We start from the raw sequence: 13,600 nt of genomic DNA, 5'->3' as shown, positions 1-13,600 counted from the left end.
TGCTAGTCGTCTTCGCCATATTGCGTGGCCAGCGTCTCGGCGGCGATGCCGGATTCATTCAACGTGCGCACCAGCGCGTCGGTGTCGCCATGCGTGGCGATGACGCGGCGCGCGCCCGTCTGGCAGATCGTGCGCAGCAGGTCGGGCCAGTCGGCGTGGTCCGACACCACGAAGCCCCGGTCCATGTTGCGCCGGCGCCGGTTGCCGCGCAGCCGCATCCAGCCGGACGCGAAGCCGTGCTGCGCCTTGCGGAAGCGCCGCAGCCACGCGCTGCCGGCCGCCGACGGCGGCGCCAGCACCAGCTCGCCAGCAAATCCCGTGCCCGCGGCCGCCGGCGCGCCGTCCGCCTCGATGACCAGGCGCGTGTCGGGCAGCGCGATGCCGGCCTCGCGGTAGACGTCCACGCCCGCGGCAATCGCGCCATGCAGGTAGACGGGCCGGTCGACGAACGGCATCAGCTCGGCCAGCACCCGCTGCGCCTTGCCCAGCGCATAGCAGTAGAGAATGGCCGCCTCGCCGCGCGCGGCGCAATGGTCGCGCCACTGGACGATGTCGCGCGCCACTTCCGCGGTGTCCGGCCAGCGATAGATCGGCAGGCCGAAGGTGGCTTCGGTGATGAAGGTGTCGCACGGCACCACCTCGAACGGCGCGCAGGTGGGGTCGGGCTGCCGCTTGTAGTCGCCCGACACCACCCACACCTGGCCGTCGACCTCGATGCGCACTTGCGCGGAGCCCAGCACGTGGCCCGCGGAATGCAGCGAAACGCGAGCCCGGCCCAGCGTGAACGGCTCGCCATAGGCGTGGACGCGGTAGTCCTGCTCGCGCAAGCGCCATTGCAGGATGGGCAGGCCCTCGGCGCTGGTGTGGTAGCAACCCATGCCGGCGCGGGCGTGGTCGCCATGGCCATGCGTGAGGACGGCCACGTCCACGGGGCGCCAGGGGTCGATGTAGAAGCCGCCGGCGGCGCAATACAGACCTTCCGGACGCAATTGGACGATGTCGGCCATGGACTCTCCCGATCTGACAGGCGCGGCTTGCGCGGGCGCGCAAACCACGCGTCGGTGCTTCCGTTATACCCGAACGCGGCGACGCGCTTTTCAATTATTCAATAATCGTTGTACTATTGAACAATGAAAGAAGATCAAGTCGTTTCCGCCCTTGGCGCCCTGGCCCACCCCCAACGGCTGCGCACCTTCCGCGCGTTGGTCGTGGCCGGCCTTCCGGGCCTCACGCCCAGCGTCCTTGCCGACCAGCTCGGCATCGCCCGCAACGCGCTGTCGTTCCACCTCAAGGAGTTGGCGCACGCGGGCCTGGTGACGGTCGAACCGCAAGGCCGCAACCTGATCTACCGCGCCGACTTCACGCGCATGAACGGCCTGCTCGGCTATCTGACCGAACACTGCTGCCAGGGCGCGCCGTGCGAAGTCGCCCCGGGCGCTTGCGTCACCTGCTGACCGGATCAACGTCATGTCCACACCGCCCGCCGCCCTTCGCGCTCCCGCCGGCCTGAATGTTTTCGAACGCTACCTCACCTTCTGGGTATTCCTGTGCATCGTGCTGGGCGTGGCGCTCGGCCAGTTGCTGCCCGGCCTGTTCCACGCCATCGGCCAGTTGGAGGTCGCCCGGGTCAACCTGCCGGTGGGCCTGCTGATCTGGGTCATGATCATTCCCATGCTGCTCAAGGTGGATTTCGCCGCCATGGGCGAGGTGGGCCGGCACTGGCGCGGCATCGGCGTGACGCTGTTCATCAACTGGGCGGTCAAGCCGTTCTCCATGGCCTTGCTGGGCTGGCTGTTCATCCGCCACGTCTTCGCCGCCTGGCTGCCGGCCGACCAGCTCGACAGCTATATCGCCGGCCTGATCCTGCTGGCCGCGGCGCCCTGCACCGCCATGGTGTTCGTGTGGAGCCGGCTGACCGGCGGCGACCCCGTGTTCACGCTGTCGCAGGTGGCGCTCAACGACGCCATCATGGTGTTCGCCTTTGCCCCGCTGGTGGGACTGCTGCTGGGCCTGTCGTCCATCACGGTGCCGTGGGACACGCTGCTGGTGTCGGTCGGCCTGTACATCGTCATTCCGGTGATCCTGGCGCAGCTCTGGCGGCGCGCGCTGCTGCGGCGCGGCCAGGCGGCGTTCGAGGCGGCGCTGGCGCGCATCGGGCCGTTCTCGATGGCCGCGCTGCTGCTGACGCTGGTGCTGCTGTTCGCCTTCCAGGGCCAGGCCATCCTGCGCCAGCCGCTGGTGATCGCCATGCTGGCGGTGCCGATCCTGATCCAGGTGCTGTTCAACTCCGGGCTGGCGTACTGGCTCAACCGCCGCGTGGGCGAGCGCCACAGCATCGCCTGCCCGTCGGCATTGATCGGCGCGTCCAATTTCTTCGAGCTCGCGGTGGCGGCCGCCATCAGCCTGTTCGGCTTCCAGTCCGGCGCGGCGCTGGCCACCGTGGTGGGGGTGCTGATCGAGGTGCCGGTGATGCTGCTGGTGGTGCGCATCGTCAACCGCAGCCGCGGCTGGTACGACGCCGGCCAGGCGCGCGGTTGAGCCCGCCAGCATCCGCCCCACTCCGGCCCCGCCAACACCGTCATCACGTGCAATCCATGAATCCCATCACCCTCTATCACAACCCTGCCTGCGGCACATCGCGCAACGTTCTGGCCCTGATCCGCAACAGCGGGGAAACGCCCACCATCATCGAGTACCTGAAAACGCCGCCCGACCGCGCCACGCTGGAGGCCTTGATCGGCGCCATGGGCATCGCGGCGCGCGACCTCCTGCGGCAGAAGGACACGCCCTACGACGAACTGGGCCTGGCGGATCCCGCGTGGAGCGACGCGCAATTGATCGATTTCATGCTCGCCCATCCCATCCTGATCAACCGCCCCATCGTCGTCACGCCGCTGGGCACGCGCCTGTGCCGGCCGTCCGAGACCGTGCTCGACATCCTGCCCCGACCGCAACGCGGCCCCTTCAACAAGGAAGACGGCGAGCCGGTCATCGACGCGGAAGGCCGCCGTGTCTGACACCGCCGATCTCCTGCCCAACCTCGATGCCGCGCGGTTCGAACGGCCCGACACGACGGCGCTGTTCGCGCCTGCCCGCGCCGGTCACGCGCCGCGCTTCCTGTTGCTGTACGGCTCGCTGCGCGAACGCGCCTATAGCCGGCTGGCGGCCGAGGAAGCCGCGCGCCTGCTGCGCGCCCTGGGCGGCGACACCCGGATGTTCGACCCGACGGGGCTGCCGCTGGTCGACGCGCCCGGCAGCCAGGACCACCCCAAGGTGCGTGAGCTGCATGCGCTGGTGCAATGGGCCGAAGGCATGGTCTGGAGCTCGCCGGAACGCCACGGCGCCATGACCGGCCTGATGAAGACGCAGATCGACTGGATCCCGCTGTCGGTGGGCGCGGTGCGCCCGACCCAGGGCAAGACGCTCGCCGTCATGCAGGTATCCGGCGGCTCGCAGTCCTTCAACGCGGTCAACCAGATGCGCATCCTGGGCCGCTGGATGCGCATGCTGACCATTCCCAACCAGTCGTCGGTGGCCAAGGCCTACCAGGAATTCGACGAAGCCGGCCGCATGAGGCCGTCGCCGTACTACGACCGCATTGTCGACGTGGTCGAGGAACTGATGAAGTTCACCCTGCTCACGCGCGACGTGGCGCCGTACCTGACGGATCGCTACAGCGAACGCAAGGAAAGCGCGCAGGCGCTGGCGGCGCGGATGAAGCAGGCGGCGATCTGACGCGCGGGCAAGCCGGGGGCCTCCGGCGCTCGAGCGCGAGGCCTGGCCACGGCATATGCTGAGCGCCGCCCCCCCAGGCCTGCTGGAAGACATGCCGCCGGCGGGCGACTACTGAAGAGCGGCCACGAACGCGTCAGCGCGGCCCGAACAGCTTGTCCAGTTCGCCGGCTTGCGGCAGGCCGTTGTATTTCTTCAGGGCGCCGGTTTCGTCGCGCGCGACGATGCCGGGCGTGCCGCGAAAACCGAGCGACACCATCAATGCCTGGTTGTCGTCGAGCTTTCTGGCGATGCCGTCGGGCACGCTCTTGGCCGGCGTGATGCCGCCCTGGTTGAACTTGTGCTCGTTCTCCAGCAGCGCGGCGGAGGAATCGGCGGCGCCCAGGATGGCCGCGGCCTTGGCCGGGCTGTCCTGGCGGATGACGCCCACCATCACGTGCCGCAACTGCACCTTGCCGGCATCGACCCACGGCCGCGCGGCCTCCCAGAACTTGTGGCAATAGGGGCAGTTGGCGTCGCTGAAGGTGTAGATGATGCGCGGCGCATCCTTCTTGCCGTCAAGCACCCACGTCGATTTCTCGAGCTGGGCCCAGGCCTGGTCGCCCATCGGCTTGCTGACCAGGGCCTCGAGCTTGGCATCGTCCAGCGGCTTGCCCTGGGCATCCAGTCGCGCGCCGACGATGGCGTTGCCGTCGGGGGTGACATAGATCGCCACGGGCTGGTCGCCGGCCACGCCAGCGAAGGCGCGCAGGCCGCCGTCGATCTTGAACTCCTGCACCACGCGCAGGCCGCGCGCCTCCAGCGCCTTGAGCACGGCGGGCCGATCCTGGGCGGCCTGGGTGCCGGCGGCGGCCAGCAGGGCGGCCAGGGCGAAAACGATGCGGCGGGGCGCAAGTGAACGAATCATGGGTACTCCTGGGCTTTTCCGAACAGTGCCAAAGGCGTCAATGATACCGGCGGCGCTGTCATCCACGCGTACAGGGCTACGGGAGCAACCCGGCTTGCCGCAGGCGCCAGCGCGGGATCTCGTATTCGTACGAAGCGGTCGCCAGGGTGTCGTGCCGTTCGAACCAGGGCGCGACATGGCGCTCGATGTCCGCCGGCAGGGTGGCCAGCCATTCCGCCAGGTCGGCGGGAGAACTCAGGTCGATCACGGCCCCGCTGCCCAGCGTGGCCTCGTCGACCAATCCCTGGCCCGGCACCAGGCAGGCGCGACGATACAACCGTCCCTTGTGCCAGACCTCGGGGGGCACGTAGACCGGCCATTCGCGTTCGCACGGAACCGAGGCGTAGATACCCAGCGACACCAGCTGACGATTTTCGAACGACGCCCGGTAGCGCAGCAGCTCCACGCCCTGCTCGACGCCGTCGGCCAGCGCCCGCCACAGGCAGCGCTTGCGGCGCGTCTTCCAGCCCGCGAAGGCCGCTTGCGCGCGCAAGGTCTGCATGAATTCCCGCTCGATCGGTTCGAAATCTATCGGCACGCCAAATTCCCCGGTTCCCGTGACGCCGCCTATTCCACCCCGTCATGCCAGTGTCGAGGCGGCAATTCATGACAAGTGAAACAGAATGAGCGCGCGGCGTGAAGCCTGCCGCCACGCTGGCCCGCGCGGGCACGACGGCGCGCCAGGCGGCAAGGGGCTGGCTGGCGCGCAAGTGGCCGGCGGGCGGCCAGCTAAAATCCCGCCTGCGATCGACTCGGCCCCGCCGTTTCGACGTACTCCCCTTGCCCTGTCGCGCCGTGCGCGAGGGCTGCCGCCAGACTTAGAACGAGACATGAAAAATACATTGATGGCCACGCACCTGCGACTGGTCGGCATGGCGGCCCTGTGGGGCGCGTCATGGTCCTGGGGCAAGGTCGTGGCCCAATCGATGGCGCCGCTGGCCGCGGCCAGCCTTAGGTTCCTGTTCGCCAGCGTGGCGCTGGTGCTGTGGATGCACCGCGCCTCGGCGCTGCGCGGCCTGAAGTCGTTGACGCGCCACCAATGGCTCGGCCTGGCCGCCGCCGCGCTGGCCGGCGTGTTCGGCTACTCCAGTTTCTTCATGCTGAGCCTGCAGCTGGTGCCGGCCGGCAAGGCCGCGATCGTGGTGACGCTGAACCCCGGCGCGACCCTGCTGCTGGCGGCGATCCTGTTCCGCGAACATCTCAATGCCGCGATCCTGGCTGGCATGATCCTGTCCGCCATCGGCGCCTATATCGCCATCGGCGGCGGCGGCCCGCAGGCCGCCACCGGCGCCGGCGTGGGCCTGGGCGAACTGCTGCTGCTCGGCTGCGTGGCGTGCTGGGTGGCCTACACCCTGGTCGGGCGGCTGGTGCTCAAGGGCGTGGACGCCCTGACCACCACCACGGTCACCACCGTGATCGGGGCGCTGATGCTGTTGCTGACCAGCCTGATGGTGGAAGGCGTGCCCGCCTGGGAAAAGCTGGGACAGGCGCCCGCCAGCGCCTGGGGCAGCCTGCTGGCGTTGGCGTTCGGGGCAACCGCGATTGCCTATGCCTGGTACTTCGAGGGCGTGAAGGCGCTGGGTGCCGGCGCGGCCTCCGGCTACATCACGCTGGTGCCCGTCTTCGGCGTGCTGTTCTCCAGCCTCTGGCTGGGCGAGGCCACCCCGGCGAACCTGTTCATCGGCGCGGCCCTCGCGATCTCGGGCATGGCGCTCATGCATGTCGGCCGGCGCCGGGCCGAGGCGCGCGGCCGCTGACCACCCTGACGGAGCCCCATGCCCACGCCATACCGACGCTTCCTCGACCATCTGGCCGCGCGCGGCTGGACGGTGACGGCGCCCACCGCCGCCACGGCGCCGCCGGCGTTCGCCGGCGCCTATGCGCCTTTCTCGGCCATGTTCGATGCGCTGTCCAACGCCGCCGGCACGCGCTGGTTCTTGAGCGCGAGGGACTACGCCGGCGACGCCGGCGACGACTTCCCCTGGGACGCCTTGCGCCAGATCAGCCTGGACGCGGCGCTGGACGCGGCCGAACGCCAAGCGGTCCAGGCGTTCTGGACACGCCATGCGCCCATTTACCTGAGCGTCGACGGCGACTACGAATTCCTGGCCATCGACCGCGAGAGCGGACGGATCGTGCATGGCGTCGAGCCGGAATTCGAGGACACCACCCCTGTGGCGGCGAGCCTGGACGCGCTGTTCCTGGACATGATGGCCGGTGGCGCGACGGCGGCGCTACTGGGGCCACCGGCCGACCCGGGCGCGGCGCCGGCCGGCGTCGAGGAGATCGCGCTGCGGCCCTGCACGCACGACGCCGTGGCGGCGCGGGAGGGCTGGCTCGATTGCGCGCAGGCGGACGGCGGCCGCCTCAGGCTGGTGCTGCCGACCGTGGATGCGCGCGAGGCGGCGGCATTGCTGGCGCGCGCCCGCGTCATCGCCCAATCGCTGGCCGCGCGCCGCGATGCGGCGCTGCGCTTTCTGTGGCAGGCCGGCCGCCAGGCCGGTGATCCCGAACAGGCGCCCGCCGCCTTCATGGAAGGCTTCGCGCCGTCCGATCTGGTGGTCGCGCCCGATGGCGGCTACGTACTGCACCTGGCGCCGCGCGACGCGACCTGGTTCATGGCGGGCTATTGGCCGTCGGTGCGCTTCACCGACGGCGACGCGCCAGCCGGCTGGACCTGCGAGGCCTAAAGCGGCCCGGCCCGGGCAGCATCACCGGTCGCAGCGCTGGGGCACCTTGCGCGGGCTTTCCGTGTAGCCCAGTGCCGTCACCCTGCGCAGCAGATCGGCATAGACCGCGTCGTCCAGGCACGGCACCCGCGCCATGATCCAGACGTAATCGCGCTTGGAACGGCCGATGATGGTGGTCTGGTAGCCCTCGTCCAGGTACGCGATGACGTATTCGGCCTTGATGGGCCAGATGAACTGCATGCCCCACACCGCGTTGCCGGTGCCGGGCCGCACGGTCGCCACCGGGTGCATGGTGTCGACGGGCGCATCGAAGCTGCCATCCCGATAGCGAAAGTCGGTCTGCACCCGGCCGTCGGGCAGCAGCCGGTAGCTCTCCACCGCGTCATAGGCATTGCGCTCGGGCCAGCTGGGAATGTGCGCGATGACATACCAGTCGCCCATGAAGCGGTCCAGGTCGACCGCGGCAACCGGCGGCATGGGCGCAGGCGCCGCGCAACCGGCCAGGATCGCGGTGATGCCCGCGCAGAATGATCGCCACATCGCGCTTCTCCTCAAGGCCGCTCGAAGCGGTAGTGCGCCACGCCCCATTGCTGGCCGTCTTCATAGCCGAAGAGTTCGGCGCACGCCATCCAGAACATGCGCCAGCGTTGGTGCCACAGGCCGGCCAGGGGCGCGCCGTAGGCCTGCGCCAGCACTGCCCGCGCCTGCCCGCTGCGGGCGTCCTGGTTGGCAAGCCAGTGGTTGGCGGTGCGGGCGTAATGCGTACCGTCAAGGAACCAGCGCTCCTGCAGCCGCAGGTCATGCTGGAAATGCAACAGGGTATGGGCCGACGGCATGATGCCGCCGGTGAAGAAATGCCGGCCCATCCAGTTGTCCGCCCCTTCGGTCTCGAACGGATAGGCGCGCTCGCGGTGCGCGAAGATGTGCACGAACAGCTTGCCGCCGGGCCGCAGCCACCCAGCGATGCGCGCCAGCAGGTCCTGGTAGTTGCGCATGTGCTCGAACATCTCCACGGAGACGCAGCGGTCGTAGGCGGCCGCAGGCAACGACAGGACGTTGACGTCGCTGGTGACCACGCGCACGTGCGACCAGCCGCGCTCGCGGCAGCGCGCCTCGATGTGCTGGCGCTGGGTGGCGGAGTTCGACACCGCGGTAATGCGCGCGTTGGGAAATTGTTCGGCCATCCACAGCGTCAATGACCCCCAGCCGCAACCCAGCTCCAGGATGTCCTGGCCGTCGGCGAGCTCGGCGCGCTCGCCATACAGGCGCAGCATGGCGGCTTCGGCCTGGTCGAGGTTTTCGCCACCGGTCGGGTAATAGCAGCTCGAATATTTCATGCGGGCGCCCAGGCAAAGCTGGAAGAACGCGGTCGGCAATTCGTAATGCTGGGCGTTGGCCGCATCGGTATGGATGGCAACCGCGCTGGCGCGCAGCGCCGCGATGAGCTGGCGATCGCGTTCGGTCCAGGCCTCGATGCCGCCGGCATATTCCTGCGCCAGGCGCTGAGCGCACAGGCGCCGCATGCCCAGGCGCAGCAGCGCGTCGGGCAGCAGGCCGCGCTCGGCCAGGCCGAGCAGGCCCGGCGCGGGACGGTCGGTGGCCAATGGGGTGTCGTGCAAAGTAGCGGTTGTCATGGCGAGCCTCGTCAGGATTTCGGAAACCACGGGAAGAAAGCGCTGGTGCGGCGTTGATAATCGCGGTAGTCGTCTCCGCGCGTGCGCAGCGCCTGTTGCTCAGTGAATGGAATGCCGCTGATCCAGCGCAGGAACACATACATCAGCAGCGGCCCCAGCCAGGCCAGCCACGCCAGCGGCGAGCCCCATGCCAGCGCCACGTAGCCGAACCAGTGGCACCATTCGAAGAAGTAGTTGGGATGGCGCGAAAAACGCCACAAGCCCTGGCGGCAGGTCTTGCCACGGCGCGATGGATCGTCGCGGAAGCGATCCAGCTGCCGGTCGGCGATCACCTCCCCCGTCAGCGCCGCCAGCCAGATCAGCAGCCCCAGGGCGACCGGCGCGCCTTGCGCCGGGCTGGCCCCCACCGCCAGGAACGGCAGGCAGAACAGCATGACCAGGCCCGCCTGGAACATGAACAGGCCGAAGAATTTGCCCTGGTGGCCATGCCAGTGCTCGCGCAGGGCGCGATAGCGGCCGTCCTCGCCCGCGCGCACACGGCGCCACAGGTGCCACGCCAGCCGCAGCGACCAGACGCCGGCCATCAGCGCCAGGGCCAGCCGGGCAGCCAGACTGCCCGAGCCGGTGGCGGCGATCAGCCAGGCCGCCGCGCCCATGCCCAGCGACCACACCACGTCGACGATGCCGGCATTGGCGCGGCGGCGCTGCCAGCGCCAGGCCAGCGCCATGGCGATGACCATGGCGACCGCGATGCAGGACCATTGTTGCCAGGCCGTCATGGCGCCTCCCGGGTCCAGCGCCGCGCGCCCGCCGTCAGCGCGGGCAATGCCAGCGCCCAGCCCGCCGCCAGGGCCGCGGTGGCGCGCCAGGCCGGCGCTTCGAATTGCACCGGCTGCCAGCCGCGGGCGGCGCCCCAATAGGCCAGCGGCCCGCCCACCGCGCCGAACACGCAGGCCAGCCATGGCCGTGGCCGCAGGTAGGCCAGCGAGTGATTCAGTGTCAGCGCGAACGCGGCCCACAACGCCAGGATCCAGAGCGGCGCGGGCCACGCGTCGGCGGCATAGCGCGCCCAGCCCAGCGCGGACAGCGAGCCATCCAGCGCCACGCCGCACAACACGGCGCCGCCGGCCAGCCGCAGGTCGGCGCGCGCCGTCGCCGATGCCGCCAACTGCGCCGCGATGAACAACGTGGCGGCAACCACGCCCGGCCAGGCCAGGCCTTGGCCGGCGCCGATCACCGCGCTGAACCACACGATCTGGTAGCCGATCAGGTTGGCCCAGAAGCGCATCATGCGCCCTCCCGCACCCAGCGGGCGCCCGTGGCGCGCGCCTGGGGATGCGTCAACAGCAGGTGCGCGACGCCGATGGATCGTTCGCGAAAGCCGCCTTCGCAATACGCCAGATAGAACTCCCACAGACGGCAGAAACGCGCGTCGAAACCTTGCGCCCGCGCCTCGGGCAGCCGCGCCAGGAAGCGCTCGCGCCAGGCCTGCAGCGTGCGCGCGTACGACAGGCCGAAGTCCTCCAGATGCACCAGCGCCAGGTCGCAGGCGCGCGTCTTGGCGCGCAGCATCGCCTCGATGGACGGGATGAAGCTGCCCGGAAAGATATGGCGCTTGATGAAATCCACCGAGGCCAGCGCCTGCCGGTAGCGGTGGTCTTCGATGGTGATGGCCTGGATCAGCGCGCGGCCGCCCGGTTCGAGCAGGCTGGCGACCTTGGCGAAATAGGTTTCCAGGAAGTTGGCGCCGACCGCCTCGATCATCTCGACCGACACCAGTTTGTCGTATTGGCCCTGCAGGTCGCGGTAGTCCCGCAGCACGACGCTGACGCGGTCCTGCAACCCGGCGGCGCGCACCCGCTCGATCGCCAGGTCATGCTGCTCGCGCGACAACGTCGCGGTGGTGACATGACAACCGTAGTGGCGCGCGGCGTGGATGGCGAAGCCGCCCCAGCCGCTGCCGATCTCCACCACGCGGTCCGCCGGCCGCAACTCCAGTTTGCGGCAGATCGTTTCCAGCTTGCGGTGGGACGCCGCTTCCAGCGTGTCGTCGCCATCGGCCCACAGCGCCGAGGAATACATCAGGTCGTCGGACAGGAACAGCGCGAAGAACGGGTTGCCCAGGTCGTAGTGGGCGGCGATGTTGCGCCGGCTACCCGCGCGCGTATTGCGATTGCCGGCATGCCAGCGCCGCAGCGCCCAGCCGGCCAACCGCGCCAGCCCCGACTCCATGGCGTCCAGCGTGTCGCGGTTGCGCACCAGCAGGCGCACCAGCCCGACCAGGTCATCGCAGCGCCACAGGCCGTCGCCATAGGCCTCGCCCGCGCCGACGCTGCCTTGCGCGGCCACCAGCCGATAGAAGCCCAGGTCGCTGACGGTCAGGCGCACGCATGGCTCGCCGCGGCCCAGGGTAACGCTGCCCAGGCTGTCTTCGATCAACAACTGGCCGTGGTCCAGCGCCCCCAGGCTGGCGAACAGGCGCTGGCGCAGCAGGCGGTCGAGCGATCCGGCGCGGCGGCTGGCCGCGATCGAGGCGTGTTCCGAGGGCGTCATGGGTTTCATCGGGGTTCTCCGTTGGGGGTGCGGGGATGGTCGTAGACGGGATTGCGCTTGAGCCACAGGCGCAGCGCCTGCCAATGAATGGCGCCGATGACCTGCAGCGTCATCAGCGGATAGCGCCACAGCAGGCGCGCCAGCGCCGCGCCGTCGAGCTCGCGGCGCCGCAGATCCAGGCGCGCGTCGAACTGCGCCACGCCCTGGCGGCTGACGCGCATGTGCACGCGCAGGTCGTCGGCGGGCGCGGTCAAGCGCCAGTCATAGGCGCAGTCCATCGGCATGAAGGGCGACACGTGAAAGCGTTTGTCGAAGCGCCAGGCCAGCGCATCGCACTCGCGTTCGGCGCTGGCGACCGGCAGCACCACGCAATGGCGCTGCTTCCACGGGGTATTGGTAATCTCCGCCACGATCGCGGCCAGCGTGCTGCCGTCGGCGTCGTAGCAGTAATAGAAGCTCACCGGGTTGAAGACGTAGCCGGCGTAGCGCGGGTGCGCCAGCAGGCGGATGGGTCCGGCCGGCACATCGCCCAGGTGGGCCCGCAGGCGCTGCCGCACCGCCTGCGCCAGCGGCAGTCCGCCGTCGGCATCCAGATAGTCGGCACGGCGCCACTGCGCCAGGTTGGGCCGCTCCACCGACCACAGCCAACGGTCCTGGAACACCCGGTCGATCTCGTCCAGGTCCAGGTAGAGCTGCGCCATGCGATAGCCGAAGCCATGCGCATGCGGGTGATGGCGCCGATGCGTCACCCGGCCCTCGTAGACGGCGCTCTGCAGGTTCATGCCGCCTCCCGCGCCCAGACCCGCGGCCGTCCCAGCATGGCGCGCACCACGTCCAATGCGCTGGCCACGCCGTCCTCATGAAAGCCCCAGCCCCAGTAGGCGCCCACGTACCAGGTGCGCCGCCGGCCCGAGATCTCGGCGCGGCGCGCCTGCGCGGCCACCGCTTCGTGGGTGTACACGGGGTGGTGGTAGCGCATGCGCGCCAGCACCTGCGCCGGGTCGATGGCATCGCCGCGGTTCAGTGTCACGATAAAGGGCCGGGGCGATGCGATCCCCTGCAGCAGATTCATGCAGTAGCTGACCGAACAGGGCGCCTGGGGATCGGCCGGCACGTAGGCGTTCCACGCGGCCCAGGCCTTGCGCTGGCGCGGCAACAGGCGAGCGTCGGTATGCAGCACCACGTCGTTGTCCTGGTAGGCGATGGCGCCGAGCACCTGGCGTTCCTGCGGCGTCGCATCGGCCAGCAGCGCCAGCGCCTGGTCGCTGTGGCAGGCGAAGATCACTTCGTCATGGTGTTCCTGGCCGTCGCGCGTGATCACCTGCACGCCGGCCGGCTGGCGCCTGACGGCGCGCACGGCACAGTTCAGCCGCTCGCGCACCGTCCAGCGCTGGCGCATGGCGTCGATATAGCGGCGCGATCCGCCCTGCACCACGCGCCACTGCGGCCGGCCGCTGATCCGCAGCATCTGGTGGTTGGCCATGAACTGCACCAGGTAGCGCGCCGGGAATTCCAGGATGCGCGAGGCCGGCGACGACCACAGCGCCGAGGCCATCGGAATCAGGTGGTCGCTGCGGAAAGCCTCGCCGTAGCGGTTTTGCGCCAGGTATTCGCCGAGCGCGGGGCCCGGCTCCGGCGCGCGCAACAGCGCGGGCGATTCCCGGTAGAAGCGCATGATGTCGCGCACCATGCCCAGAAAGCGCGGCGACAACAGGTTGCGCCGCTGGCAGAACAGCGCGTCCAGCGAGGTGGCGTTGTAGGCCAGCCCGTCGGCCTGCTTGTGCACCGAGAAACTCATGGTGGTGGGCTGCGAGGCCACGCCCAGTTCGTCCAGCAACGCCGTGAAATGGGGGTAGTTGAGCGGGTTGTGAACGATGAAACCGCTGTCCACGGCATAGGACCGGCCGTCCTGTTCGACCGTGTGCGTGTGGGTGTGCCCGCCCAGGTAGTCGTTGGCCTCGTACAGCGTGACGTCATGGTCGCGGCCCAGCTTCCAGGCGCAGACCAGCCCCGCGATGCCCGAACCGATGATGGCGATGCGCATG

The 13,600-nt window shown here is 69.6% G+C and carries 16 protein-coding genes; 6 read left to right on the top strand and 10 right to left on the bottom strand.

Translation table 11 applies throughout. The features are described 5' to 3' along the window. Positions 1 to 2 precede the first annotated feature (2 nt). Entirely contained in the window at positions 3 to 1,007 is a 1,005-nt protein-coding gene (locus HV742_RS10015; protein WP_175144944.1) for a ligase-associated DNA damage response exonuclease, read from the bottom strand. 123 nt (positions 1,008 to 1,130) lie between these two features. Here HV742_RS10015 and HV742_RS10010 point away from each other — a divergent pair, with 123 nt between their 5' ends. From HV742_RS10010 to arsH, 4 genes are read left to right on the top strand one after another with little or no spacing between them, the layout of a single operon-like run. Further along, a complete protein-coding gene (locus HV742_RS10010; protein WP_054415188.1) occupies positions 1,131 to 1,454 on the top strand; it encodes an ArsR/SmtB family transcription factor in 324 nt (107 codons plus the stop codon). A 13-nt stretch (positions 1,455 to 1,467) separates the two neighbouring features. Then, complete coding sequence (gene arsB, locus HV742_RS10005) at positions 1,468 to 2,538, top strand: ACR3 family arsenite efflux transporter (protein ID WP_054415186.1); 1,071 nt, start codon at positions 1,468 to 1,470, stop codon at positions 2,536 to 2,538. 56 nt (positions 2,539 to 2,594) lie between these two features. After that, entirely contained in the window at positions 2,595 to 3,017 is a 423-nt protein-coding gene (arsC, locus tag HV742_RS10000) for an arsenate reductase (glutaredoxin) (protein ID WP_175144943.1), read from the top strand. Beyond that, a complete protein-coding gene (gene arsH, locus HV742_RS09995) occupies positions 3,010 to 3,735 on the top strand; it encodes an arsenical resistance protein ArsH (RefSeq protein WP_175144942.1) in 726 nt (241 codons plus the stop codon). The genes arsC and arsH overlap by 8 nt, the downstream gene beginning before the upstream one ends. A 133-nt stretch (positions 3,736 to 3,868) precedes the next feature. Here the strand turns inward: arsH and dsbG are convergent, their stop codons facing one another. After that, on the bottom strand, positions 3,869 to 4,639 hold the full coding sequence (gene dsbG, locus HV742_RS09990) for a thiol:disulfide interchange protein DsbG (RefSeq protein ID WP_059272521.1): 771 nt from the start codon (positions 4,637 to 4,639) through the stop codon (positions 3,869 to 3,871). A gap of 76 nt (positions 4,640 to 4,715) precedes the next feature. Next, positions 4,716 to 5,216 carry a hypothetical protein gene (locus tag HV742_RS09985; RefSeq protein ID WP_232734788.1) on the bottom strand — a complete coding sequence of 167 codons (501 nt, stop codon included), beginning with the start codon at positions 5,214 to 5,216 and terminating at the stop codon, positions 4,716 to 4,718. Between the two features lie 292 nt (positions 5,217 to 5,508). On the opposite strand from HV742_RS09985, the gene HV742_RS09980 reads away from it, so the two are divergent. Both HV742_RS09980 and HV742_RS32245 read left to right on the top strand, forming a co-directional pair. Continuing rightward, positions 5,509 to 6,435, top strand: coding sequence for a DMT family transporter (locus tag HV742_RS09980; RefSeq protein WP_059272522.1), 927 nt, complete (start codon positions 5,509 to 5,511; stop codon positions 6,433 to 6,435). An 18-nt stretch (positions 6,436 to 6,453) separates the two neighbouring features. Beyond that, complete coding sequence (locus tag HV742_RS32245; protein WP_254601047.1) at positions 6,454 to 7,368, top strand: hypothetical protein; 915 nt, start codon at positions 6,454 to 6,456, stop codon at positions 7,366 to 7,368. A gap of 21 nt (positions 7,369 to 7,389) precedes the next feature. Here the strand turns inward: HV742_RS32245 and HV742_RS09965 are convergent, their stop codons facing one another. The 7 genes from HV742_RS09965 to HV742_RS09935 are packed head-to-tail and all read right to left on the bottom strand — an operon-like array spanning position 7,390 to position 13,599. After that, positions 7,390 to 7,908 (bottom strand): lipocalin family protein, encoded by a 519-nt coding sequence (locus tag HV742_RS09965; RefSeq protein ID WP_054415177.1) that lies wholly within the window; start codon positions 7,906 to 7,908, stop codon positions 7,390 to 7,392. 11 nt (positions 7,909 to 7,919) lie between these two features. Continuing rightward, a complete protein-coding gene (locus HV742_RS09960) occupies positions 7,920 to 9,002 on the bottom strand; it encodes an SAM-dependent methyltransferase (protein ID WP_175144941.1) in 1,083 nt (360 codons plus the stop codon). An 11-nt stretch (positions 9,003 to 9,013) separates the two neighbouring features. Beyond that, positions 9,014 to 9,781: a DUF1295 domain-containing protein gene (locus tag HV742_RS09955; RefSeq protein WP_049075987.1), complete on the bottom strand. Its 768-nt coding sequence runs from the start codon at positions 9,779 to 9,781 to the stop codon at positions 9,014 to 9,016. Beyond that, positions 9,778 to 10,293: a DUF2878 domain-containing protein gene (locus HV742_RS09950; RefSeq protein ID WP_236749477.1), complete on the bottom strand. Its 516-nt coding sequence runs from the start codon at positions 10,291 to 10,293 to the stop codon at positions 9,778 to 9,780. Before HV742_RS09950 ends, HV742_RS09955 begins: the two co-directional genes overlap by 4 nt. Further along, entirely contained in the window at positions 10,290 to 11,564 is a 1,275-nt protein-coding gene (locus HV742_RS09945; RefSeq protein WP_049075989.1) for an SAM-dependent methyltransferase, read from the bottom strand. Before HV742_RS09945 ends, HV742_RS09950 begins: the two co-directional genes overlap by 4 nt. Further along, complete coding sequence (locus HV742_RS09940; RefSeq protein ID WP_175144940.1) at positions 11,561 to 12,337, bottom strand: DUF1365 domain-containing protein; 777 nt, start codon at positions 12,335 to 12,337, stop codon at positions 11,561 to 11,563. The genes HV742_RS09945 and HV742_RS09940 overlap by 4 nt, the downstream gene beginning before the upstream one ends. Further along, the gene (locus HV742_RS09935) at positions 12,334 to 13,599 is read right to left on the bottom strand and encodes an NAD(P)/FAD-dependent oxidoreductase (protein ID WP_175144939.1); all 1,266 of its coding nucleotides are present in this window, start codon (positions 13,597 to 13,599) and stop codon (positions 12,334 to 12,336) included. The genes HV742_RS09940 and HV742_RS09935 overlap by 4 nt, the downstream gene beginning before the upstream one ends. Between the last annotated feature and the right edge of the window lies 1 nt (position 13,600).

Origin of the sequence: Achromobacter ruhlandii (genome assembly GCF_902859695.1) — a bacterium.
Lineage (GTDB): Bacteria > Pseudomonadota > Gammaproteobacteria > Burkholderiales > Burkholderiaceae_B > Achromobacter > Achromobacter ruhlandii.
This window is presented reverse-complemented; position numbering and strand designations above follow the sequence as displayed.